The organism is Citrobacter sp. KTE30, assembly GCF_000398825.1.
Classification (GTDB): Bacteria; Pseudomonadota; Gammaproteobacteria; order Enterobacterales; family Enterobacteriaceae; genus Citrobacter; species Citrobacter freundii.
In genome coordinates, this window is the sequence record NZ_KB976055.1 from 1,938,704 (window position 1) to 1,961,376 (window position 22,673).

The 22,673-nt window shown below is 50.2% G+C and carries 21 protein-coding genes; 10 read left to right on the forward strand and 11 right to left on the reverse strand.

From position 1 onward, the window contains the following. Positions 1-417 carry a cysteine desulfuration protein SufE gene (sufE, locus tag WC1_RS13790; RefSeq protein WP_003029378.1) on the forward strand — a complete coding sequence of 139 codons (417 nt, stop codon included), beginning with the start codon at positions 1-3 and terminating at the stop codon, positions 415-417. A 123-nt stretch (positions 418-540) separates the two neighbouring features. After that, complete coding sequence (locus WC1_RS13785; protein ID WP_003029376.1) at positions 541-1,545, forward strand: L,D-transpeptidase LdtE; 1,005 nt, start codon at positions 541-543, stop codon at positions 1,543-1,545. A gap of 67 nt (positions 1,546-1,612) precedes the next feature. Here the strand turns inward: WC1_RS13785 and lpp (WC1_RS13780) are convergent, their stop codons facing one another. The 8 genes from lpp (WC1_RS13780) to WC1_RS13750 form a co-directional block, all read right to left on the reverse strand. Further along, positions 1,613-1,852, reverse strand: a complete 240-nt coding sequence (gene lpp / locus WC1_RS13780) for a murein lipoprotein Lpp (protein WP_016150143.1) — start codon at positions 1,850-1,852, stop codon at positions 1,613-1,615. A gap of 81 nt (positions 1,853-1,933) precedes the next feature. Continuing rightward, positions 1,934-2,170: a murein lipoprotein Lpp gene (lpp, locus tag WC1_RS13775; protein WP_003029373.1), complete on the reverse strand. Its 237-nt coding sequence runs from the start codon at positions 2,168-2,170 to the stop codon at positions 1,934-1,936. Between the two features lie 309 nt (positions 2,171-2,479). After that, positions 2,480-3,892, reverse strand: a complete 1,413-nt coding sequence (gene pykF / locus WC1_RS13770; RefSeq protein WP_003029366.1) for a pyruvate kinase PykF — start codon at positions 3,890-3,892, stop codon at positions 2,480-2,482. 7 nt (positions 3,893-3,899) lie between these two features. Continuing rightward, a complete protein-coding gene (locus tag WC1_RS25065; protein WP_242637968.1) occupies positions 3,900-4,094 on the reverse strand; it encodes a protein YnhH in 195 nt (64 codons plus the stop codon). A 212-nt stretch (positions 4,095-4,306) separates the two neighbouring features. Then, a complete protein-coding gene (locus WC1_RS13765) occupies positions 4,307-5,650 on the reverse strand; it encodes an APC family permease (RefSeq protein WP_016150144.1) in 1,344 nt (447 codons plus the stop codon). Between the two features lie 20 nt (positions 5,651-5,670). Further along, positions 5,671-6,564, reverse strand: a complete 894-nt coding sequence (locus tag WC1_RS13760) for a proline iminopeptidase-family hydrolase (protein ID WP_016150145.1) — start codon at positions 6,562-6,564, stop codon at positions 5,671-5,673. A gap of 61 nt (positions 6,565-6,625) precedes the next feature. Further along, positions 6,626-7,363 (reverse strand): glutamine amidotransferase, encoded by a 738-nt coding sequence (locus WC1_RS13755; protein WP_003836572.1) that lies wholly within the window; start codon positions 7,361-7,363, stop codon positions 6,626-6,628. 12 nt (positions 7,364-7,375) lie between these two features. Next, on the reverse strand, positions 7,376-8,602 hold the full coding sequence (locus WC1_RS13750; RefSeq protein WP_016150146.1) for a PfkB family carbohydrate kinase: 1,227 nt from the start codon (positions 8,600-8,602) through the stop codon (positions 7,376-7,378). A 494-nt stretch (positions 8,603-9,096) separates the two neighbouring features. Between WC1_RS13750 and WC1_RS13745 the strand changes: the two genes are divergently transcribed. The 3 genes from WC1_RS13745 to WC1_RS13735 are packed head-to-tail and all read left to right on the forward strand — an operon-like array spanning position 9,097 to position 11,614. Then, the gene (locus WC1_RS13745) at positions 9,097-10,119 is read left to right on the forward strand and encodes a methionine ABC transporter ATP-binding protein (protein WP_016150147.1); all 1,023 of its coding nucleotides are present in this window, start codon (positions 9,097-9,099) and stop codon (positions 10,117-10,119) included. Then, positions 10,112-10,780 carry a methionine ABC transporter permease gene (locus tag WC1_RS13740; RefSeq protein ID WP_003029361.1) on the forward strand — a complete coding sequence of 223 codons (669 nt, stop codon included), beginning with the start codon at positions 10,112-10,114 and terminating at the stop codon, positions 10,778-10,780. The genes WC1_RS13745 and WC1_RS13740 overlap by 8 nt, the downstream gene beginning before the upstream one ends. 21 nt (positions 10,781-10,801) lie before the next feature. Then, positions 10,802-11,614, forward strand: coding sequence for a MetQ/NlpA family ABC transporter substrate-binding protein (locus WC1_RS13735; protein ID WP_016150148.1), 813 nt, complete (start codon positions 10,802-10,804; stop codon positions 11,612-11,614). An 80-nt stretch (positions 11,615-11,694) separates the two neighbouring features. On the opposite strand, the gene ttrA is transcribed toward WC1_RS13735, so the two are convergent. The 3 genes from ttrA to ttrB are packed head-to-tail and all read right to left on the reverse strand — an operon-like array spanning position 11,695 to position 16,510. Continuing rightward, positions 11,695-14,760 (reverse strand): tetrathionate reductase subunit TtrA, encoded by a 3,066-nt coding sequence (ttrA, locus tag WC1_RS13730; RefSeq protein ID WP_016150149.1) that lies wholly within the window; start codon positions 14,758-14,760, stop codon positions 11,695-11,697. Further along, on the reverse strand, positions 14,753-15,775 hold the full coding sequence (gene ttrC / locus WC1_RS13725) for a tetrathionate reductase subunit TtrC (protein WP_016150150.1): 1,023 nt from the start codon (positions 15,773-15,775) through the stop codon (positions 14,753-14,755). Before ttrC ends, ttrA begins: the two co-directional genes overlap by 8 nt. After that, positions 15,776-16,510 (reverse strand): tetrathionate reductase subunit TtrB, encoded by a 735-nt coding sequence (ttrB, locus tag WC1_RS13720; RefSeq protein ID WP_016150151.1) that lies wholly within the window; start codon positions 16,508-16,510, stop codon positions 15,776-15,778. It lies immediately after the preceding gene. Positions 16,511-16,737: 227 nt separating this feature from the next. Here ttrB and ttrS point away from each other — a divergent pair, with 227 nt between their 5' ends. From ttrS to WC1_RS13695, 5 genes are all read left to right on the forward strand, one after another. Further along, positions 16,738-18,471 (forward strand): tetrathionate respiration histidine kinase TtrS, encoded by a 1,734-nt coding sequence (gene ttrS / locus WC1_RS13715; RefSeq protein ID WP_087878857.1) that lies wholly within the window; start codon positions 16,738-16,740, stop codon positions 18,469-18,471. Continuing rightward, positions 18,446-19,030, forward strand: coding sequence for a tetrathionate respiration response regulator TtrR (ttrR, locus tag WC1_RS13710; protein ID WP_016150153.1), 585 nt, complete (start codon positions 18,446-18,448; stop codon positions 19,028-19,030). Before ttrS ends, ttrR begins: the two co-directional genes overlap by 26 nt. 92 nt (positions 19,031-19,122) lie before the next feature. Continuing rightward, on the forward strand, positions 19,123-19,332 hold the full coding sequence (fumD, locus tag WC1_RS13705) for a fumarate hydratase FumD (RefSeq protein WP_003029345.1): 210 nt from the start codon (positions 19,123-19,125) through the stop codon (positions 19,330-19,332). Positions 19,333-19,813: 481 nt separating this feature from the next. Continuing rightward, positions 19,814-20,440 (forward strand): ferredoxin-like protein, encoded by a 627-nt coding sequence (locus WC1_RS13700; protein ID WP_003029338.1) that lies wholly within the window; start codon positions 19,814-19,816, stop codon positions 20,438-20,440. A 120-nt stretch (positions 20,441-20,560) separates the two neighbouring features. Further along, positions 20,561-22,663, forward strand: a complete 2,103-nt coding sequence (locus WC1_RS13695) for an aldehyde ferredoxin oxidoreductase (protein ID WP_016150154.1) — start codon at positions 20,561-20,563, stop codon at positions 22,661-22,663. Positions 22,664-22,673 lie beyond the last annotated feature (10 nt).

The window sequence follows — 22,673 nt, forward strand, 5'->3', positions numbered from 1 at the left end:
ATGGCTGCGCTACCGGATAAAGAAAAGTTGTTGCGTAATTTTCTGCGTTGCGCTAATTGGGAAGAGAAATACCTGTACATTATTGAACTGGGTCAGCGTTTGCCGGAACTAAACGATGACTTACGCTGCCCGGAAAATAGCATTCAGGGATGCCAAAGCCAGGTATGGATTGTTATGCGTCAGAATGGCGAAGGGATTATTGAATTACAGGGCGACAGTGATGCGGCAATTGTGAAAGGGCTTATTGCCGTGGTATTCATTTTGTATGATCGCATGACGGCTCAGGATATTGTGAATTTTGATGTGCGCCCGTGGTTTGAAAAAATGGCGCTCGCACAGCATCTCACACCGTCTCGTTCACAAGGGCTGGAGGCGATGATTCGGGCTATTCGCGCCAAAGCCGCAACTCTTAGCTAAACTGATAAAACACGTCAACTTTCAGACCGACTTGAAAGCGTTCGTGTAAGGCAACGCAGTGACTCGTAGGCCGGATCGGGCGCTCGCCGCCGTCCGGCAAGAACGCCAGGGGGGTGAGTGAGTATGAAACGCGCGTCTGTTATTACGTTAATGCTAATCGGCGCCTACAGCGCTATTCAGGCCGCATGGGCGGTCGATTATCCTTTGCCCCAGGCGAACAGCCGCCTTGTTGGGCAAAACCAAACCTACACCGTGCAGGAAGGCGATAAAAACCTACAGGCGATAGCCCGTAAGTTTGATACCGCTGCAATGCTGATCCTTGAAGCCAACAATACTATTGCCCCCGTACCTAAACCCGGAACGCTGATCACTATTCCCTCACAATTACTGCTACCGGATGCACCACGCGAAGGCATTATTGTGAATCTGGCGGAACTGCGTCTGTATTACTTCCCGCCGGGAGAGAATATTGTTCAGGTATTCCCGATTGGTATCGGTTTGCAGGGGCTGGAAACGCCGGTAATGGAAACCCGGGTTGGGCAGAAAATCCCGAATCCAACCTGGACCCCTACACCAGGCATCCGTAAACGCTCTCTGGAGCGTGGCATCACATTACCGCCTGTTGTACCTGCCGGACCAAATAACCCGTTAGGACGCTTTGCACTGCGTCTGGCGCATGGAAACGGTGAATATCTGATCCATGGCACCAGCGCACCGGACAGCGTGGGCCTGCGAGTGAGTTCTGGGTGTATTCGCATGAACGCGCCGGATATCAAAGCGTTGTTTGCTCAGGTCCGCACAGGCACGCCGGTCAGGGTAATTAATGAGCCGATAAAATATTCGATAGAGCCGAACGGTATGAGGTATGTCGAAGTGCATCGACCGCTGTCGCCTGAAGAGGAACAAAACGTCCAGACCATGCCGTATGTGTTACCAGCCGGCTTTACCCAGTTTAAAGACAATAAAGCGGTGGATAACAGTCTGGTGGAAAGGGCGTTGTATCGTCGTGCAGGTTATCCGGTCACCGTCACTGCCGGGCAAGCATCGGTCGCGAGCAATGGGCCAGAAGTGAAGTCTGCGCAAAATGGTGTGCCGGGAGAAGATGCTGAGGTGCGCGCTACGCAATAACAGGGAAGGGGAATTCAGAGCAAAAAAATGGCGCACAATGTGCGCCATTTTTATTACACAGATACTATTACTTGCGGTATTTAGTAGCTGCGTTGTCCAGACGCTGGTTAGCGCGAGCTGCGTCATCTTTAGCAGCCTGAACGTCGGAACGCATTGCGTTCACGTCGTTGCTCAGCTGGTCAACTTTAGCGTTCAGAGTCTGAACGTCAGAAGACAGCTGATCGATTTTAGCGTTGCTGGAACAGCCTGCCAGCAAAGTAGAGCCCAGAATAACTGCACCTAAAACCAGTTTGTTAATACGGTTCATAAGAATATCCTTATATTTTGTGTGGGTATATATGCAAAAAAATGGCACACAACGTGTGCCATTTCTATTACACAGATACTATTACTTGCGGTATTTAGTAGCTGCGTTGTCCAGACGCTGGTTAGCGCGAGCTGCGTCATCTTTAGCAGCCTGAACGTCGGAACGCATTGCGTTCACGTCGTTGCTCAGCTGGTCAACTTTAGCGTTCAGAGTCTGAACGTCAGAAGACAGCTGATCGATTTTAGCGTTGCTGGAGCAACCTGCCAGCAGAGTAGAACCCAGGATTACCGCGCCCAGTACCAGTTTAGTACGATTCATTATTAATACCCTCTAGATTGAGTTAATCTCCATGTAGCGTTACAAGTATTACACAAAGTTTTTTATGTTGAGAATATTTTTTTGATGGGAATGCACTTATTTTTGATCGTTCGCTCAAAGAAGCATCGAATTGTGCAAAAACGGCTAAAAAACCGAGTGAAAACAGAAAGCTTCCATCGGATTCATCTTAGATAATCACGGATTAGATAGTGAAATCCGATTTGATTTTTTATTAATTGTGGCTATCGATTAAATAAAAAAAGCGCCACCAGGGCGCTTTTTTAAGCAAATTAATTCGCGATGGAATTATTACAGCACGTGAACGGATGCAGTGTTGGTGGTGCCGCTCGGAACCAGTGCACCAGAAACCATAACCACAACGTCACCTTTCTGAGCCAGACCGCTTTCCAGAGCGACTTCTTTACCCAGGCGATAGAAATCATCGGTAGAGCTGATTTCTTTAACCACCTGTGCAACAACGCCTTTGCTCAGCACCAGCTGACGCGCGGTAGTTTCGTTGGTGGTCAGCGCCAGAATGGTGGCATCCGGGAAGTATTTACGTACTGCGCGAGCAGATTTACCACCCTGGGTTGCGACGACGATCAGCGGAGCATCCAGTTTTTCTGCAGTTTCAACCGCGCCACGGCAAACGGCTTCGGTGATGCGCAGTTTGCGGCTGTCGTTGTTGAAGTCCAGACGGCTGGTCATCACACGGTCAGTACGCTCACAGATGGTCGCCATGATGGTAACGGCTTCCAGCGGGTATTTACCTTTTGCTGATTCGCCAGACAGCATTACTGCGTCGGTACCGTCGAGGATGGCGTTCGCTACGTCACCGGCTTCTGCACGGGTCGGACGCGGGTTTTTGATCATGGAGTCCAGCATCTGGGTCGCAGTGATAACGACTTTACGTGCACGGATACATTTTTCGATGATCATCTTCTGCGCGAAGATAACTTCTTCAACCGGGATCTCAACGCCCATATCGCCACGCGCAACCATGATGCCGTCAGACGCTTCGAGGATTTCGTCGAAGTTGTTCAGGCCTTCCTGGTTTTCGATTTTGGAGATGATCTGGATGTTTTCGCCGCCGTGCGCTTTCAGGTGCTCACGGATTTCAACGACGTCAGAACGTTTACGGATAAAGGACGCTGCAACGAAGTCAACGCCTTGCTCGCAACCGAAGATAAGGTCTTGTTTGTCTTTTTCAGCCAGTGCAGGCAGTGCGATGGAAACGCCCGGCAGGTTAACACCTTTGTTTTCGCCCAGGTCGCCGTTGTTCAGCACTTTACAGATAACTTTGTTACCTTCGATGGCGGTAACTTCCATGCCGATCAGACCATCGTCAACCAAAACGGTGTTGCCGACGGACAGATCTTTCGTGAAGCCTTCATAAGTAACAGCAACGATTTCGTTGTTACCTACGACAGATTTGTCGGTGGTGAAGGTGAAGGTCTGGCCCGCTTTCAGGGAAACGTCGTTACCGCCTTCCAGTTTGATGGTACGGATTTCCGGACCTTTGGTGTCGAGCAGGATTGCTGCTTTCTTGCCGGTTTTGCTCATGACGTTGCGCAAATTCTTGATGCGCTGACCGTGTTCTGCATAGTCGCCGTGAGAGAAGTTCAGACGCATGACGTTCATGCCCGCGTCCAGCATTTTGGTTAACATCTCTTCAGATTCGGTTTTCGGACCGATGGTGCAAACAATTTTCGTCTTTTTCATGACAGTCTTAGTCTTTAAGTTGAGAAGGATATGGAAATCTGGCTCCCGCCGCGCACGGACGGGAAGCTAAACCTGAGTTACGAAAGTTGTGATGCCTCGCTCTAAGGATAGGTGACATCGAAAGAGCGTGCAGAGGAATGTGTGCTTGTGTTTCAGCCCAACGGGATGGTGAGTTTTGTAGTCGTTGAGTTTTACAGGTCAATGTGCTGAAACCATTCAAGAGACAATTGGCGCGCATTATACGCTGAAAATTATCAAAAAGGAAAATGGAAACAGCGTTTCAAAACACTTCTGTGCAGTTTTACAAAGAATCAGCATTAAATTGTTTCGGGTTGGTTAACAAAACACCGCCCAACTTCAGACGGTGTTGCGCAACAAGAAAAAAATAACGTGTTGCAAACTCAGGATTCAGCCTTAGTCGAGCAGCTTTCGCCCCTCAAGATCGATATGGATGTCCTGCTTATGCGCTTTCCGATACCACAAAACCGCCAGACCGATTACAGACCAGATAACCCCGAGCGTCAGCGCGTGAATGTTCATATTCAGACAGACATAACCAATGACGACCATCCCCAGCACAGGAGAAATCACATGAGGGACAAAACGACGATGCTGTTTCATCTTTACGTTGTAGAGCACGAAGACACTCAGGTTCACCATAAAGAATGCGAAAAGCGCACCGAAGTTGACAAGGGTGGATATGGATTCAATTTTCCCGGAAAACAAGTAACTAAGGAATAGTGTCACAGCCCCGGTGAACAGAATTGCATAGTCAGGTGTTTTTCTTTTACTGTGCACATGCGCCAGAAATGTGGGTAACATTTTATCTCGCCCCATAGAGAACAGGACGCGCGATACGGCGGTTTGCGCCGTAATGATATTCCCGACTGCGCAAACGAACGCTACGATGATAGAAAATGCAACTTTAAGCCAGATGCCGCCAACATCGCCTGCAATCGTGAAAAAAGCCTCGTTAGTTTCTGTACCTTCCGCAAAACTGTCGATTTTACCCGTAGCGAATGCGGCAAAGGTCACCACAATAATAAACAGCACGGTGGCCAGGATAAGGGCGAGAAGGGTTGCCTTACTGACTGCTTTCCCGCCGCCTTCGCTTTCTTCACTTAGGGTACTAATGGCATCAAATCCGAGGAAATTGAGCGCCGCAACAGAGATCGCGGTAGCAATTAAGCCAGGGGTAAACCACTGAGAATCAAAAAAAGGTTTGAAAGAAAATGACACGTGGCTGCTATCAAGCATCAGCAGTCGCAAAATCAGCACCACAAAAATGGCCAGAATACCGAGTTGAATAAAGACCAGCAGTTTGTCGAATTTAGCCGTTTGTTGTATTCCCAAATAATTTATGCCCGTTCCGATAGCCACATAAATTAACGGCCATACCCAAATCGGTATTTGCGGAAGTATTGCATGAACAGCAACACCGCCCAGGACGGCAACCAGCGTAGGGAATAACAGATAATCCAGCAACAAAATCCATCCGGTGAGAAAACCCACAGCGGGGTTGATGCACACGCCTGCATAGGTATAAGCCGACCCGGAGGATGAGATGTGCTTTGATAATGTTGAATAGCTGTGGGCGGTAAAAAACATCGCGATAGCGCCAATAATATACACGAGCGCGACCATGCCATGAGATAAATTATATACGACGCCATAGAGAGAAACCGGCGCGATCGGCACCATAAATACCAGCCCGTACAGCACCAAATCTGTGAGAGATAACTTTTTTATTTTACTCATAGTAAACACCTCAATTCGTGTTAATCAAGGCCTCGTAAAAACTCACGGACAGCAGTGAGGCAAGGCTCGGTATTTTCTTCATGTGGGTTATGGCTGCTGTCAGGAATCGTGACACCCCGACAGTGGGTTATATGGGTAATAAGCGGTTGAACGACCTGTGATGTCGCCTGATCATACTCACCATGAAGGACTAATCCTGGGCATCGAATCTTGTGCAATGAACGGGTGATGTCCCACTGCGCCAGCAAGCCATTCACCGCAAGTTCATTCGCGCCCCATAGCACATGGTAGGCGGTGGGATCGGCGGCAAATTGCGCATCAGAACGCTGAATATGCAGCGGTTCTTGCGCCAGGGAATAAACATGTTTTTTGTAGTAGGCAATAAGTTGTTCAGGCGGATGCTGATAGATTTTTGCCTGCATAATGGCATCGTCTGACATTGCATCAGCGCCAGTCGTGAGTTCTTTAAACAATCGCAGTACTTCGCTTTGCCAAAGTGGGATGCTGGCGGGAGCGCTGGCATATATCACACCACTCAACCCTTCCGGTTGCGTGCAGGCGTGCTCTGCTGCCAGCATACCTCCCCAGGAATGTCCGAGTAATGAATATCGCTGACCAATATTCAGATGACTGATTAATTGGCGAAGTTGCTGAAGATAACGTTCTATTGTCCAGAATGAGGCATCCGCCAGCGGAAAATGCGTCGAACGACCACAACCATATTGATCGTAAAATATCACCATGCGTCCATCATCAGACAGCTCATGATAATTTAATAGATAATCAAAACCGCCTGCTGGACCGCCGTGTAAGATAATTAATGGCATTAATTGAGATGCCGGGTCGCCATAAATACGATAGCTGGTTAATATGCTATCGCAAAACATTTCACCATATTTGTAGTGACTTTGCATATTTTTAACCGATACGGAGGGAAAAGGGCAGGTGATTCAATAATCACCTGCAGATTGGCGTTTATTTTTTAATTGCTTGCAGAACGTTACACCAGAATGACTTGTAATGTTCCCATTGCATAAATTGCGGACTTCCCCAGTGCGGTGCGCAATCACTGGCAAAACAGCCGACTTTACCTTTATTGTACTCACCGAGAACTAATAGTGGGTCGTCATTTATTTTGACCAACGTGATGCTGTTTACCTTGGCACGCAATTTGTTATAACCGAGCAAGGGGGGCCACTGTGTCAGGTCCTGCGTAATGACATGCTGTTCCTCCGTGTTGATTGGGCAGCATCCTTCCGGAATTTCAACGCGATCATCATGCTCCAGCATTTCGACAGGCAAAACTTCGGCCAGCAGGGTGTTTTTATAATTTGCTTTCGCTTCAATGCCGGTGAAGGAAAGGTATCCGCCAATCATTAACAGACCGCCGCCATTTGAGACATATTCTTTAATCAGCGCTAACGCATTCGGGATGATATTCATCTGATAAAAAGTTTTGTTTTGCAACAAAAAGGTATTGCTGCCTATATCGCTAATCACGATAGCATCGTATATATCAAGTTCCTCTACCGTCTGCGGGAAGCGGGTTTGTACAATATGCGCTGGCATGTAGTCGATAGTGATATTTTGCTGGCGCAGACAGGATAAGAGATAGTCAGCGCCTTCTTCGTATTTACTGGATGTGAAGCTGTCATATCCCTTAGAATGAATCATATGAATATGCCATGACTCACCGATAAATAAAATTTTCATACTGAGATCCTATTATTTGATATTAATAATATCATGCGATTGAGTGCGCATCCGGTGTAGTACCAGCTCATGCTGCGGCATGCTCGATGCGCCTTCTTGTTCAACTGCCAGTGAAGCAAAGGCAGAGGCATACTGAATGGCTGATACAAGGTCTGATTTACGGGCAAGTGAGGCGGCCAGTGCGCCATTAAATGCATCACCCGCGCCCGCAGCATCTTTGACGACGGCACTCCAGGCTGGGATAAACAAAGTACGGTGGCGTTCGCACAGTAATGATCCTTGTGCGCCGAGAGTGATAATGACCTTCTCAACGCCTGATTGAAGAATGATATTCCCTGCTTTTTGAGCATCATCAATATTTAATATTGTAATACCCGATAAAAATGATGCTTCTGTTTCGTTAGGTGTTAAAATATCTATTGAAGGTAATAAACGGCTAACATTTTTGGTATAAGGTGCCGGATTCAAAATAATTGTCTTGTTTGCTAATTTACCCAAGCGAACAAATTCTTCAATAGCATCGATATTAGTCTCCAGCTGCATTAGCAAAACGTTAGCTTCAGATATATGACCCTGCTGTTCATTAATTTCGTGCCTGGTTAGCATCATATTGGCACCAGGATAGATAGCAATGATATTATCACCATCCTGCTCTGAAACATAAATTAATGCACTTCCGGTGGGGGCATCATCAGTCTGATAAGCACAATATGAATTTATACCAGATTGGATAATATGATTGAGGGCAAAAGAGCTAAACTGATCTTTACCTACTTTAAAAATAAAGTGGACGTCGGTGCCAGCATTATTTGCGGCCAATGCCTGATTAGCACCTTTACCTCCTGGATAAAAACCGAACTGGCTTGCGAGGATTGATTCACCGCTTTGCGGAAGCCAGGGGACGGTAGCCGATACATCAATATTAAATGAACCTAATATACAAACTTTTCCCGACATTTTCGTGCCTTCTCTATGTAATCGAAAATCTTTGTTTGCCGGAGTTGAAATTGTGCCGGAGATATCAATTTTATTTTCTGTTATCAACTTGCTTAATGCCTGGCGGTTAACAATACCACCACCGTAACAACGCAAAAGCATTCCTGTTTTCTGAAAATAACAAAGATCTGAACGTATAGTCTCCTGGCTAACATTAAAAAGAACGGCGAGTTTTCTCACGCTGACACTATGATCTTTGATGAGTAAGTTAAGAATAGATGTACGCCTTTCTTCTTTAAACATTAAAGCCTCCGTGTATTTTGCTGAATTGTATTTATAGTAATGTTGCCATGTGGTGAAATGAATCACAGATCATGCTGTAAACCGGAAGCAAAACCAAATTATTGAGAATAATAAAAAGTGGATTACACGTTCTTTATTTTTATATGTTTACAATTAACGCAAGATATCTTGTGAGCACAGTCATGTATTAGTTTTGCAATTTCCTATGTCTCATTTAAAAGATGCTGGCTTGCTCGATTCAGTTATAAATTGAGATGGGTTGAGATAAAAAAAACAGTGAACAAAAATGTCAGGAGTTTTTCCATCATCGTGGCTGGGATAGAACGGATATCTGTTCAGTGTTCGCGACATATATATCTAAATGTTATATCAAATACTTTTTAATTCATTTTAAAAGACAATTCCGCTGATTACACTCGTTTGGACATCCATACTGCTAAACAGCCAAAAGCGATAGCAGAAGAACAATAAGCAGCAGCGGATACCCAAACGACATGATTGTCCTGAAAAATATTTCGAAAGTGTTTACGCCAGGAAGGCTTGCCATCACCGCTGTCGATAACGTCAACCTGACGGTTGAACAGGGACAGATTTACGGCATTATTGGTTACAGCGGGGCAGGTAAAAGCACCTTAATTCGTTTGCTCAATGGGCTGGAAAAACCGACCTCCGGCAGCGTGATGATTAACGGCCACGATATCTCTGCCGCCCGTGGGGAATCGTTACGCCAGGCACGACTGAAAATCAGCATGGTGTTTCAACACTTCAATTTGCTGTGGTCACGGACCGTTAGCGAAAATATTGCTTTCTCTATGCAAATCGCTGGAGCGTCCAAAGCGTCAATCAAACAGCGGGTTGCTGAACTGATTACGCTGGTTGGGCTGAGCGGTCGTGAAAATGCGTATCCGTCACAGCTCAGCGGCGGGCAAAAACAGCGTGTAGGAATTGCCCGCGCGCTGGCGAACAATCCGGATGTCCTGCTGTGTGACGAAGCCACCTCGGCGCTGGATCCGCAAACTACCGATCAGATCCTCGATTTACTCCTCGATATTAATCGTCGCTTCAAATTGACCATTGTGCTGATCACTCATGAAATGCACGTGGTACGCAAAATCTGCGATCGCGTGGCGGTAATGGAAAATGGCAAAGTTGTTGAGGAAGGCGACGTACTCAGCGTCTTTACCCATCCACAGCAGCCGATCACCCGACAGTTCGTTCGTCAGGTGAGCCAGTACACCGAGGAAGACGAGTTTAATCCGCAGTTGGCAAGTGAGCTTGGCGGCGTAGTTATCAAGCTTACGTTTACCGGGCAACGCACGCACCGGCCTGTGGTTGGCGAGTTGACCCTGCGCTATGGCCTGCCATTCAACATCTTGCACGGCAAAATGGCGCAAACCGCACACGGTGTGTTTGGTCAACTTTGGGTGCACGTGGTGGCCTCTGAGGAACAATTGAACAATATTTTGGCCGACCTGCGCCAGAGCGACATTGAAGGCGAGGTGATTCAACATGGCTGAAGAACTGTTTCCCCATCTGAAGTGGGAGCAACTGTTAGCGGCAACCCAGGAAACGCTGTATATGACAGCTCTTTCGGGTGCTGCGACCTTTATTCTGGGCATCGCGCTTGGTCTGGCATTGTTCCTGACCGCGCGCGGCGGATTGTTCCCCAACCGAGCGGTATATAGCGCTATTTCGCTGGTGGTGAATATCTTTCGTTCAATCCCATTCATCATTTTGATCGTGCTGCTGATCCCGTTTACCAAAGCGATGGTAGGCACCATTCTCGGCGCCAATGCCGCGTTGCCTGCGCTGATCGTCGGTGCAGCGCCGTTTTATGCACGTCTGGTCGAAATCGCTCTGCGTGAAGTGGATAAAGGCGTTATTGAAGCGACACGTTCGATGGGCGCACGGCTGAGCACGCTTATTTTTCGGGTTTTACTGCCGGAATCCTCTCCTGCTCTGGTGTCCGGGATCACCGTGACGCTAATTGCGCTGGTTAGCTACAGCGCGATGGCAGGGGTAATTGGTGCCGGTGGTTTAGGGAATTTGGCCTATCTGGAAGGATTCCAGCGCAACCACAGCGACGTCACGCTGGTGGCGACGGTGACGATTTTGCTCATTGTCTTCATCATCCAGCTTTGCGGCGATGTGATCACCTCTCTGTTAGATAAACGCTAATAAAATACGGAAACCATTATCATGAAAAAATCACTGACGTTACTCGCCGCAGCAACCTTAAGCGCTCTGAGCTTTGCCTCCTGGGCAGACACTCTGACCGTTGGTGCATCTAACGTGCCGCACGCGGAGATCCTTGAACAGGCCAAACCGATTCTGGCGAAACAGGGGATCGATCTGGAGATTAAACCGTTCCAGGATTACATTCTGCCGAACACCGCGCTGGCTGGTCGTGAGATTGACGCTAACTACTTCCAGCATATTCCGTACCTGAACAGTGTGATTAAAGATCATGCGGGCGATAAAACGTATGACTTCGTCAGCGCCGGAGCAATTCACATTGAGCCAATTGGTATCTATTCGAAAAAAGTGAAATCGCTTAAAGAACTACCGGAAGGCGGCAAAGTCATCATGCGCGATGCGGTATCTGAGGAAGGCCGTATTCTGTCGATTTTCGAAAAAGAGGGTGTTATTAAGCTGAAGCCGGGCGTGGATAAAGTAACCGCGCGCATTAGCGATATCGTCGAAAACCCGAAAAAGCTGAAGTTCCTGCCAAACGTGGAAGCCGCGCTGTTACCGCAGATGTATAACAACGACGAAGGCGATGCGGTGGTGATTAACGCCAACTACGCCATCGATGCCGGGCTGGATCCGGTGAAAGATCCGATTGCCGTTGAAAGCGGTGAAAACAACCCGTACGCCAACATCATTACCGTGCATCGTGGCGACGAGAAGAAGAAGGATATCGTCGCATTGGTCGATGTCCTGCACTCCAAAGAAATCCAGGACTGGATCCGTACTAAATATAAAGGCGCGGTGATCCCGGTTAATAACTGATCCGCTTTTTGCTGAGTGGCGGCAGTGCCTTATCCGGCCTACGACGTCTTGTAGGCCGGGTAAAACGCGTTCACGCAGAACTACACTCGCTCAATTCTCGCTGGCAACCCCTGACGCACCGACGCACCCGACACCCAGTCAAGCCAGGTATTGGCAACCTGCCGGGTAGGATCCGCAAAGCCCAAATCATTGAGATTAATCCCTGACTTTATCTGTGCATCAAATGCCATTGGCTTGCCGTCGAGCGTATGCTGAGCTGCGCCCATCTCTTTATGCCCGTAACCGTGTTCAATGGCGATCACGCCCGGCATGACGCCATGCAGCAGACTTATCTGCGCTTGCGCCTGACCGCCAGGGGTGGTGATACGCACGATATCGCCGTGTGCTAAACCATACCGCTGACCATCCTGCGGATTGAGCGCCACCAGATTAACCGGTTTCAGATGATGAAGGCGTGGGATAACCGCCGTGGCGCTGGACATAGTATTGGATTTAAAGGAAATTAGTTTCAACGGCCACTCTTGTTCCGGGAACAACTCCTCGACCGCACGTCCATCAGACAGACGTGAAGGATACCAGGCCGGGCAGCCGCTGTAGCGCTCGCCGGTAATTGCATGACGGTGCGCGGCGACGTTCGCATTCCAGATTTGGAGCGGTTTTTCCCAGGCATTGCCGACGCGGTTATCAACTCGCCCGCTGATGTCCGGCGCAAAGCGCCCGCCGCGGGAGTAGATAAACGCAACTCGGCTGATTTCATCGGGTTTCAGCGTTTGGGTCATCACAGGCATGATCCGCTGTACTCCGGTCAGCGCTATGTCTTCCGGCTGTGCCTCTGCAACCGGGGCTTTGCCCATAAACGCAATATTGGCGGCGAGGCGCAGGTAGTAATCTTCCGCACGATTCAACGGATAGTGATTACCTTGCAGATCGGTAATCGCATTGTCGCCGAATCCGGGTAGCCCAATGCGCTTTGCCACTGCGATACAGAAAGATTCCATCGAGGCCGGTTGACCGTCAGCCGTGAGGCTGGTCGCAGGTCTGACGACAGGCCAACGCGCGGTGGTGGCTTTGCTGGCCACGCCTGCCCACGGAGCGCTAAATCCCCAGCTTTCGAAGTTGTGGGTATCCGGCACGATGTAATCTGCCAGCGCCGTGGTTTCGTTCATAAAGGCGTCAATCGCGATAAACAGCGGCAAGCGAGCAGGATCCTTGAGCTTTTCTTCCGCCACGCCACGTAATCCCGCAATGCCGTAAAACGGGTTGGTCATGTTTGAGATCCATGCTTTCAGCGGATAAGGGTAACCTTCAAGCGCTGAGACGAGGAGTTCGGTAAGCTGACCTGCGACAAACGGATACCACGGGGCCTTAGCCGGGAAGGGGGATTGTCCGGCAGCTACCTTATTGCGGTACTCTTCGGAAGACTCATAAGCGGTTTTACTGCGCGCGATGCTTAACCCTTTCGGCTTTACCTTCCCGGCGAAGCTGTCCATGTTGTAGCGCGGACCGTCGGTGGCACCATTGAATTTGCCGCCACCAACAAACACACCGCCTTCAAGACTGAGGTTGCCAATCAGCGCATTGAGCATCATTACCGACCAGGCGTTATAAAATCCATTGCCTGCCATCATTCCGCCGTGCGTAATTACTGCCGCTTTACGTCCGTGGCGGGTGAATGCGTCGGCCAGAGCGCCAATGTCTGCTTCTGACACCCCACACTGCTGGCTGTACTGCGTTAGCGACAGTTTCTCTGCGGACTCTCGCAGACACTGGAAGCTGCTTTTTACCGTTACCGTCTGCCCGTCAGCCAGCGTCACCTCGCGGGTAACAAACAGTTGCGCACGCGGGCAACTGTTGGCGGCGACAATCTCACCGGCCTCGTTGACGACCACCGGCTCCTGGACGGCGTTTGTGCTCAGATGGGCGAGGGTCAGGTGTTGTCCGGCAAGCGTTGGAATTTCATCGGTAATCACAAGATGAGTGGCGTTAGTCCAGCTTTTTTCTCCTGCCTGCTGCATGGCCTGCACGCCGGGAATGGCGAGATAATCAGCGTTATAGCGTTGTTTATCGATAATCCAGCTTATCATCCCCATCGCCAGCGCGGAGTCGCTTCCCGGTCGTACGGGCTGCCAGTGGCCGCGATCGTCAGCCAGCACCGTGGTTAATGGCAGGGCGGGCGCTACCACAACATAGCGGAAGTCGTCACGTAAACGGGCGCTGGCCAACTGGCGGGCCTGGCGCTTAAACGGGTTGCCGGATTGCGCCGGAGAGGTGCCCATAAACAGCGCGAATTCGACGTTATCCCAGTCTGGTTTCACGTGGGTATTTTTATCCAGATCGCCCATTAACGCACCGGAACCGGCCCGATAGGCCAGACCGCAGTAAGCGCCATGAGCACCGAAATTTTTACTGCCGAAACTGTTCAGTGCGAAGCGACGTAAAAAGGTATCGCGTCCTTCATCACTGGTATTAGTGACCAGCAGTTGATTGGATTTTGGGCCAAAGCCGGGATGTTTCACATCAAGCGGTGTAGCGGGATCGTGGATGGCTCTCAGACCATCAACGTGGCCTTCACCAAACAGATCTCCGCCTTCCACCACCTCTTTGATCAGCTGTTCGAAGCTGATGCGCTGCCATTTTCCCTCACCGCGCTTACCGACTCGCTTCAAGGGCTCCAGAATACGTAACGGGCTGTACAGACCTTCGAGTAAAGTTGCACCACGGGCGCAGGCGGTGGAACGTGCGTCAAGACCTGACTCCCCGGCCAACTGTTCCATTGCCGTGGTAAAGGGGACGGAGGCGTCTATATGGTGCTCGTGCGACAACGGATGATAAGGGTTGCCCGCAATGCGCAGCACCTTGCCTTGCTCAGTGTCAACGCGAACCCGCACGCCACACTGCGTCCAGCAACCAAAACACTGTGTCATTGAGATCACCTGCTGCGGGTTTTGCTGCCAGTGCGGCCGGGCGTTGGCTTCAGGGATGAGCGCGTTTGCAAAGATGCGGTCACGGGTAATTTTGCCCGAGGTTCCGTCCAGCAAACCGTCTATCGCGCGCTTTGCCACATCCCGATAACTCAGGCCAAAAGTCACCATGCCACCTACGGCAAGGCCCACTTTAAGCCACTGACGACGGGTTAAATTAGCCATGTTGCATTCTCCTTGCGATCGCGTTCAGGGCTTCACGAACAATAATAATCAGTGCTATCCACAGGCCGAAAGTACCCACAATGGCCAGCCAGCCATCGGTGCCGCCGGGCAGGGTGTAGGGATTAAACTGCGCGTTAAATTTCGGTACGGTCTGCACCTGGATGAGTAACGTCCAGCGCATTAGCCAGCACAGCGCCATGGCGCTAAAAGCGAGTAATATGCGCAGCGGTAGCGACAAGGGGTAACGTACAACCAACCCGCAAAGAACAAGTGAAACAAGCCATAACGCCACCCAACCGAGAGCGTAGTGTTGTGCTGAAGAAGCAACATCCAGCCATTGGCGGATAGCCGAACCGGAAAGCGTATTACCGCTCACCCAGATCAACACCACGATAGCCAGTGCGATCAACGTGACCATTTGCCCCCACGCTAGCTTACGCGGCAGTACGTCCTTGCTATTTGTCGTGGCAATAAGCAGGGCAAGAAACGTTTGCAGCGCGCTGAGGAACATCGCAACCGGAAAGGCGTAACTGAACCAGATGGGACGCGCCTGCACCACCGACACTTCACGGCCGGTGTAAACCAGCAATCCGATGGCGGACAGCGCGCTACCAAGTGCTAACCATTTTGTGACGTTGTAACTTTTTAGCGTTAGCCGTTTAACGTGCTGCGCCAGAAACCACAGACCTAAAAAACCGGTAAACAGCGGTAAGAACAGTGCGCCCCACGGCATCCAGGACCACGGCGTCGGATACGCATAGAAATGCCAGACGCGGGCGGTTTGGTGTAGATCAGCGGTCAGCGCCAGCGGTGCGGTAATCGCGCAGGTCAGGGCGATTAACAGCGTCAGATTCTCCAGATCTGCCGTTTCTTTTTTGCGCCAGTGGAGAACGCAGGCAAACAGTGCGGCGCAGGCGGCAATGCCGATGAAAAAGAAATATTGTACGGCCCAGGGTAACCAGCTTACGTCCTGGGGATGGGCCAGAACCTCGTCGATAATTAGTGAATGGTTCATTTAAACCTCCTGCCAGAGAGCGGGTTGAGCACGTCCAATCAATGGGGTGACAAATGCCTCATCCAGTCCCAGATAGAACACGTGAGGAGACGTACCGCTTTCCGGCTTCAGGACTTTGATGGTGTCATGGTGTTCATGCAGCATTTGTGAAATGCGGCTGTGTGGATCTTTAATATCACCAATGATGCGCGCGCCGCCGACGCAGGATTCTACACAGGCCGGAAGCAGCCCCGCTTCGAGGCGGTGAACGCAGAAGGTACATTTATCGGCGGTTTGCGTTTCATGGTTGATGAATCGCGCATCATAAGGGCAGGCCTGCACGCAATAGGCGCAGCCAACGCAGCGTGTGTTGTCGACCACCACGATGCCGTCTTCGCGTTGGAAAGTGGCCTGTACCGGGCAAACGGGCACGCAAGGGGGATTATCACAATGGTTGCATAGTCGCGGCAGCAGGACGTTGGTGACGCTTTGCTGACCTTCAATCTGTACTTGATACTGGTTGACGAGGGTACGAAATTCGCCCTGTGGCGTCTGATTTTCAATGGCGCAACTGACGGTACAGGCCTGGCAGCCAATACAGCGTCGCAGGTCAACCAGCATGGCGTAGCGATGCTGTTGTGAGCCTTCATGGCGTTCAGGCGAAAAGGGAAATTTCGCCTGAGCCAGCGGAACCAGTGATGCGCCAGCGGTCAGGACGCCAAGTTGCTGGAGAAACTGCCGTTTACTGCTGTCCATATTTTCTCCCGTCACGATGCAACAACGAAACATTGGTCACGCCGTTGATTTGCGTGTGATGAATAAAGAATCTCAATGATTTACAGTGTAAAAATCGTGACGGGGTATACTCTATTGTGGTTAACCACATACCCGGCTTGTTGTTGATCTAAAACAACATAATTGACAGGGACAATTGAGTGGGACGCAACGTAGTAAGATGTCTGACAGTGCTGGCGTCGCTGTGGATGCTAAGCGGCGCGGTCAGGGCGCAGACATGGAACATTGGCGTTTTGGCGATGCGCGGGGAGGTTTCTACACGTAATCACTGGCAGCCGCTGGAAACATTGTTGAATCAGCAAATCCCCGGCGAACAGTTTCATATTCAACCGCTGGATCTGCACCAGATGCAGGAGGCGGTGAATCGTGGAACGGTGCAGTTTGTTGTTACTAATCCGGCGCAGTTTGTTCAGCTAAACAGCCGTTCTGCGCTGCGCTGGCTGGCTTCGCTACGCTCCACCCGTGGTGGGAAAGCCACCAGTAACGTGATCGGCAGCGCGATCCTCGTCAGACGCGACAGCGGGATAACCTCCCCACACGATCTGATCGGCAAAACGGTTGGCGCCATTGATGCTCAGGCTTTTGGCGGCTATTTGCTGGGATATAAAGCGCTCAGTGATGCCGGTCTGCGCCCTGAACGCGATTTACGTCTGACGTTTACCGGATTTCCCGCCGATGCCTTACTCTATTTATTACGTGAAAAAGCCGTGCAGGCGGTGATCGTGCCGGTGTGCCTGCTGGAAAAAATGGATGAAGAAGGCCTCATTCGTAAAACCGATTTTATGACCGTGTTGAACCATCCGACCTCAATTCCCTGTCTGACCAGTACACCGCTCTATCCTGACTGGTCATTTGCCGCACTACCTGCAGTGAGTGACGAGCTGGCCGATCGCGTCACGCGGGTGCTGTTCAATGCACCGCAAAACGCGACATTTCGCTGGGGAGCGCCCGCCTCGACCCGCGAGGTGGAAGCGTTGTTGCGCGATGTCCGCCAGCATCCGCAGCAGCGTCAGCTGTGGCTGGATGTCAAAAGCTGGTTTATTCAACACCGACTGGCAATGGGGGGCGTTGCCATCGTGTTGCTGTTGCTGACGCTCAATTACATCTGGGTAATGCTGTTGGTTCGCCGACGCGGCAGGCAGCTAGAGCGGAACAATGTGTTGTTGCACAAACAGGAACAGGCGCTGGAGACTGCCCGACAAATGAGCGTGCTGGGGGAGATGACCTCCGGTTTTGCCCATGAGCTCAATCAGCCGTTGTCGGCTATCCGCCATTATGCCCAAGGCTGTCTGATTCGCCTGCGCGGTCAGGATGAGCAGCATCCGTTGCTGCCCGTGCTTGAGCACATCGACACCCAGGCACAAAGGGGGGCCGATACGCTGCGCAATCTCCGGCAGTGGGTCAGCCAGGCACAGGGCAATCCGGTACTTCCCGATGACTGGCAAGCCATCAACGTTCACGATGCTATCCATCACGTCTGGCAATTACTGCGCATGCCCCAGCAATTCCCGGCGGTAACGCTGCACACACAGGTCAGCAAGGCGTTAACATTGACGCTGCCAAGCGTTCTTCTTGAGCAGGTGCTGGCCAATCTGGTACTCAATGCCGCCCAGGCAGGAGCTACGACAGTATGGTTTAGCGCCTTGCGTCAGGATGGCGGTGTGAGTATTCAGGTGCAGGATAATGCCGGAGGCATTGACGAGACGCAGTTGTACCAAGCTTTTCAGCCGTTTATGACCACGCGTAAAGAAGGCATGGGACTAGGACTGGTCATTTGTCAGCGACTGGTGCGCTACGCAAACGGAGATATTGAGATCAACAATCAGCAGGCCCCGGACGGAAAAGCGGGGGCGAGAGTGACATTATATTTTAAACCAAATCGGGAAGGAGGCCGTAGTGGCGATAATTCATCTGCTGGATGACGACATTGCCGTCACCCAGGCCTGTGCGTTTTTATTGGAAAGTCTGGGATATGACGTGTCTTGCTGGGAGCAAGGTGAGAAATTCCTCGCTGAGGCAAATCTGCACCAGGTGGGTGTACTGCTGCTGGATATGCGTATGCCGGTACTGGATGGGCACGCTGTGCATGAAATCATGCGTCAGAAAGCAAGCACGCTGGCGGTGGTCTTTCTCACCGGGCATGGCGATGTGCCGATGGCGGTTGAGCAAATGAAACGTGGCGCGGTCGATTTTTTGCAAAAACCGGTGTCAGCCGTGCCGCTTCAGGCAGCATTAGAACATGCCTTGCAGGTCTCGGCAGCGGCGTTCTCGCGACAAGAGATCATCTGCTGCTATCAACAGCTTACGCCAAAAGAACGGGAACTGGCGCATCTGGTAGCAAAAGGATTAATGAATCGGGAAATTGCTGATGCCATGAATATTGCCGTGCGTACGGTTGAAGTGCACCGGGCGCGGGTGATGGAAAAAATGCAGGCGGGAAGTCTTGCTGAGCTTGTAAATCGACTTCAGAGAGTTCAGTAGAATGATGACATTTCTTTGATTTTCATTGAATTTTGTCTAAATACTCAGAGTGATATATGCTGTTGGTTTGAGTTAATGACGAGCGGGCAAAAATGGGAAATCAGACGAAAGACGACGAGTTGTACCGTGAAATGTGCAGAGTAGTCGGTAAAGTAGTGCTGGAAATGCGCGATCTGGGACAAGAGCCTAAGCATATCGTCATTGCGGGAGTACTGAGAACCACCCTTGCGAACCAGCGTGTGAAGCGCAGTGAGTTAGAAAAACAGGCTATTGAGACCGTAATTAAAGCATTGGCCGGATAATCCGCAAAAAGAGGGCGGTAGTTTCTCTCGCCGTCCTCTTATTCTCATTACGTTAATCTATCAATAATTATAATTTAGCGTTGCAATTAATGCTATCAAACTCGCTATATATTTAATTGTATATCGGATGATATATAAAAATATATATGAGAGTGGAGTCACAAATATTTGCAATACATATGAAGTGCTATTTCAATTTATCTTAATGATAATAAATCTCACTCCGCATTAATTATATCCCTTCCGTTTTTTAATTGATGACGATCAAGACTATGCATGCTGAATAACCACATTATTTCTGTGCCTAACCCTAAAGGATTAGATTCATTCAGTTTAACCACCGTCATTTATGCGATCAGGTTAGGGCAAAAATTTACGTGTTGTTGGCAACATTAACCGCCCGATATGGCTTGACCTGCGCTGGTTTAAATTAGCCTGAAGGTGTTGCTACCACAGCATTTGCGAAGAGGATGCGAAATAAATGAACCAGGTTGATCGTCCATTTTTAGATTGTGGTTTAACGCGACTAGAATTTCTGCGGATATCAGGAAAAGGACTGGCGGGATTAACGATTGCTCCCGCGCTGTTATCCCTTTTTGGTTGTAAGCAGGAAGATGTCGATAGTGGGACTGTTGGGCTTATCAATACGCCTAAAGGGGTTTTGGTGACCCAGCGAGCTCGCTGTACGGGCTGTCACCGCTGCGAAATTTCCTGTACCAATTATAACGATGGTGCGGTGGGTACCTTCTTTTCCCGGATAAAAATCCATCGCAATTTCTTCTTTGGCGATGATGGTGTCGGGTCCGGTGGTGGGCTGTATGGCGATTTAAACTATACCGCTGATACCTGCCGGCAATGCAAAGATCCGCAGTGTATGAAGGTCTGCCCGATAGGTGCAATTACCTGGAAGCAGGAAGACGGTTGTATTGCGGTGGACCACAAACGCTGTATTGGCTGTAGCGCGTGTACCACAGCCTGCCCGTGGATGATGGCGACCGTAAATACCGAAACGAAAAAGTCCTCAAAATGTGTGTTATGCGGGGAATGCGCCAATGCTTGTCCGACTGGGGCATTAAAAATTATCGAGTGGAAAGATATTACTGTTTGATAGATAGCAGGCATACCTGATTCGCGCCATTAATTGCCAAAAATACCGCAGTTTTGGATAAAAAAGCTGCCTGAAGAATGGCGGGTATATCTATTAAACCTTCTTGCAAAGGAAAACATGATGGCTAATGGTTGGACAGGTACTATTTTACGGGTCAATCTCACCACGGGTAATATCACCCTTGAAGATTCCAGTAAATTTAAAAAATTTGTCGGTGGGATGGGCTTTGGTTATAAAATTATGTACGACGAAGTCCCGCCAGGCACCATGCCTTTTGATGAAGGGAATAAGTTGGTTTTTGCCACCGGACCATTAACGGGTTCTGGCGCTCCCTGTAGCTCCCGCGTCAATATCACCTCCTTATCGACTTTTACCAAAGGCAATTTAGTCGTGGATGCTCATATGGGCGGTTTCTTTGCTGCACAAATGAAATTCGCCGGTTACGACGCCATTATTATTGAAGGCAAGTCCGCATCGCCGGTCTGGATCAACATTAAAGACGATAAGGTTAGCATCGAAAAAGCCGATTTCCTGTGGGGTAAGGGGACGCGAGCCACAACTGAAGAAATTTGTCGCATCACCAGCCCGGAAACCTGCGTCGCCGCGATTGGCCAGGCGGGGGAAAATCTGGTGCCGCTCTCCTGCATGATCAACAGTCGCAACCACAGCGGCGGAGCTGGTACTGGCGCAGTAATGGGCTCGAAAAACCTGAAGGCTATTGCGGTAGAAGGGACCAAAGGCGTCAATATTGCCGATCGCAAAGAGATGAAGCGGCTCAATGACTACATGATGACCGAGCTCATCGGCGCTAACAACAACCACGTTGTGCCAAGCACCCCGCAGGCCTGGGCAGAATACTCTTCGCCAAACTCGCGCTGGACGGCGCGTAAAGGGCTGTTCTGGGGCGCAGCAGAAGGCGGACCAATCGAAACCGGGGAAATCCCGCCGGGCAATCAAAATACGGTAGGTTTCCGTACCTATAAATCGGTGTTCGATCTGGGGCCAGCCGCAGAAAAATACACGGTCAAAATGAGCGGCTGTCATTCATGCCCTATTCGTTGTATGTCGCAGCTCAATGTTCCGCGGGTGAAAGATTTTGGCGTGCCGAGTACCGGCGGCAACACTTGTGTGGCGAACTTTGTACACACCACCATTTTCCCCCATGGCCCGAAAGATTTTGACGATAAAGACGATGGGCGCGTGGTGGGAAACCTGATTGGTCTGAACCTGTTTGACGATTACGGTATCTGGTGTAACTACGGCCAGTTGCACCGTGATTTTACTTATTGCTATTCGAAAGGCGTCTTTAAGCGCGTACTGCCGGCTGAAGAGTATGCGGAAATCCGCTGGGATCAGTTGGAAGCGGGTGATCCTAATTTTATTAAAGACTTCTACTATCGGTTGGCGCATCGCGTGGGGGAACTCAGTCACCTTGCGGACGGCTCGTATGCCATTGCTGAACGCTGGGATTTGGGCGAAGAGTACTGGGGTTATGCCAAAAATAAACTGTGGTCGCCGTTCGGTTTTCCTGTTCACCATGCGAACGAGGCTTCAGCGCAGGTGGGGGCGATCACCAACTGTATGTTTAACCGTGACTGCATGGCGCACACCCATATCAACTTCATCGGCTCCGGTTTGCCGTTGAAATTGCAGCGCGAAGTGGCGGGCGAGCTGTTTGGTTCACAGGATGCCTACGATGAAACCAAAAACTACACCCCGATCAATGCTGCCAAGATCAAATATGCCAAATGGACGCTGCTGAAAGTCTGTCTGCATAACGCGGTTACGTTGTGTAACTGGGTTTGGCCGATGACGGTTTCACCACTCAAGAGCCGTAACTATCGCGGAGACTTGGATCTGGAGGCGAAGTTCTTCCAGGCAGTCACCGGTGATGAAACCACGCAGGCGAGTCTGGACCTTGCCGCTGAACGCATCTTTACACTGCATCGCGCTTATACGGTCAAACTGATGCAAACCAAGGATATGCGCAATGAGCACGATCTCATCTGCTCCTGGGTATTCGATAAAGATCCGAAGATCCCGGTCTTCACTGAAGGAACCGACAAGATGGACAGGGAGGATATGCGTCAGTCATTGACGATGTTCTATCAGGAAATGGGCTGGGATCCAGAGCTGGGTTGCCCAACGCGTGAAACCCTGAACCGACTCGGACTTGAAGACGTGGCAGCTGATTTGGCGGCGCAAGATCTGTTGCCAGCGTAAGGAACGTGAG

Coding starts and splice junctions, on each gene's coding strand:
- sufE (WP_003029378.1), top strand. CDS start 1: ATGGCTGCGCTACCGGATAAAGAAAAGTTGTTGCGTAATTTTCTGCGT.
- WC1_RS13785 (WP_003029376.1), top strand. CDS start 541: ATGAAACGCGCGTCTGTTATTACGTTAATGCTAATCGGCGCCTACAGC.
- lpp (WP_016150143.1), bottom strand. CDS start 1,852: ATGAACCGTATTAACAAACTGGTTTTAGGTGCAGTTATTCTGGGCTCT.
- lpp (WP_003029373.1), bottom strand. CDS start 2,170: ATGAATCGTACTAAACTGGTACTGGGCGCGGTAATCCTGGGTTCTACT.
- pykF (WP_003029366.1), bottom strand. CDS start 3,892: ATGAAAAAGACGAAAATTGTTTGCACCATCGGTCCGAAAACCGAATCT.
- WC1_RS13765 (WP_016150144.1), bottom strand. CDS start 5,650: ATGAGTAAAATAAAAAAGTTATCTCTCACAGATTTGGTGCTGTACGGG.
- WC1_RS13760 (WP_016150145.1), bottom strand. CDS start 6,564: ATGCAAAGTCACTACAAATATGGTGAAATGTTTTGCGATAGCATATTA.
- WC1_RS13755 (WP_003836572.1), bottom strand. CDS start 7,363: ATGAAAATTTTATTTATCGGTGAGTCATGGCATATTCATATGATTCAT.
- WC1_RS13750 (WP_016150146.1), bottom strand. CDS start 8,602: ATGTTTAAAGAAGAAAGGCGTACATCTATTCTTAACTTACTCATCAAA.
- WC1_RS13745 (WP_016150147.1), top strand. CDS start 9,097: ATGATTGTCCTGAAAAATATTTCGAAAGTGTTTACGCCAGGAAGGCTT.
- WC1_RS13740 (WP_003029361.1), top strand. CDS start 10,112: ATGGCTGAAGAACTGTTTCCCCATCTGAAGTGGGAGCAACTGTTAGCG.
- WC1_RS13735 (WP_016150148.1), top strand. CDS start 10,802: ATGAAAAAATCACTGACGTTACTCGCCGCAGCAACCTTAAGCGCTCTG.
- ttrA (WP_016150149.1), bottom strand. CDS start 14,760: ATGGCTAATTTAACCCGTCGTCAGTGGCTTAAAGTGGGCCTTGCCGTA.
- ttrC (WP_016150150.1), bottom strand. CDS start 15,775: ATGAACCATTCACTAATTATCGACGAGGTTCTGGCCCATCCCCAGGAC.
- ttrB (WP_016150151.1), bottom strand. CDS start 16,510: ATGGACAGCAGTAAACGGCAGTTTCTCCAGCAACTTGGCGTCCTGACC.
- ttrS (WP_087878857.1), top strand. CDS start 16,738: ATGCTAAGCGGCGCGGTCAGGGCGCAGACATGGAACATTGGCGTTTTG.
- fumD (WP_003029345.1), top strand. CDS start 19,123: ATGGGAAATCAGACGAAAGACGACGAGTTGTACCGTGAAATGTGCAGA.
- WC1_RS13700 (WP_003029338.1), top strand. CDS start 19,814: ATGAACCAGGTTGATCGTCCATTTTTAGATTGTGGTTTAACGCGACTA.
- WC1_RS13695 (WP_016150154.1), top strand. CDS start 20,561: ATGGCTAATGGTTGGACAGGTACTATTTTACGGGTCAATCTCACCACG.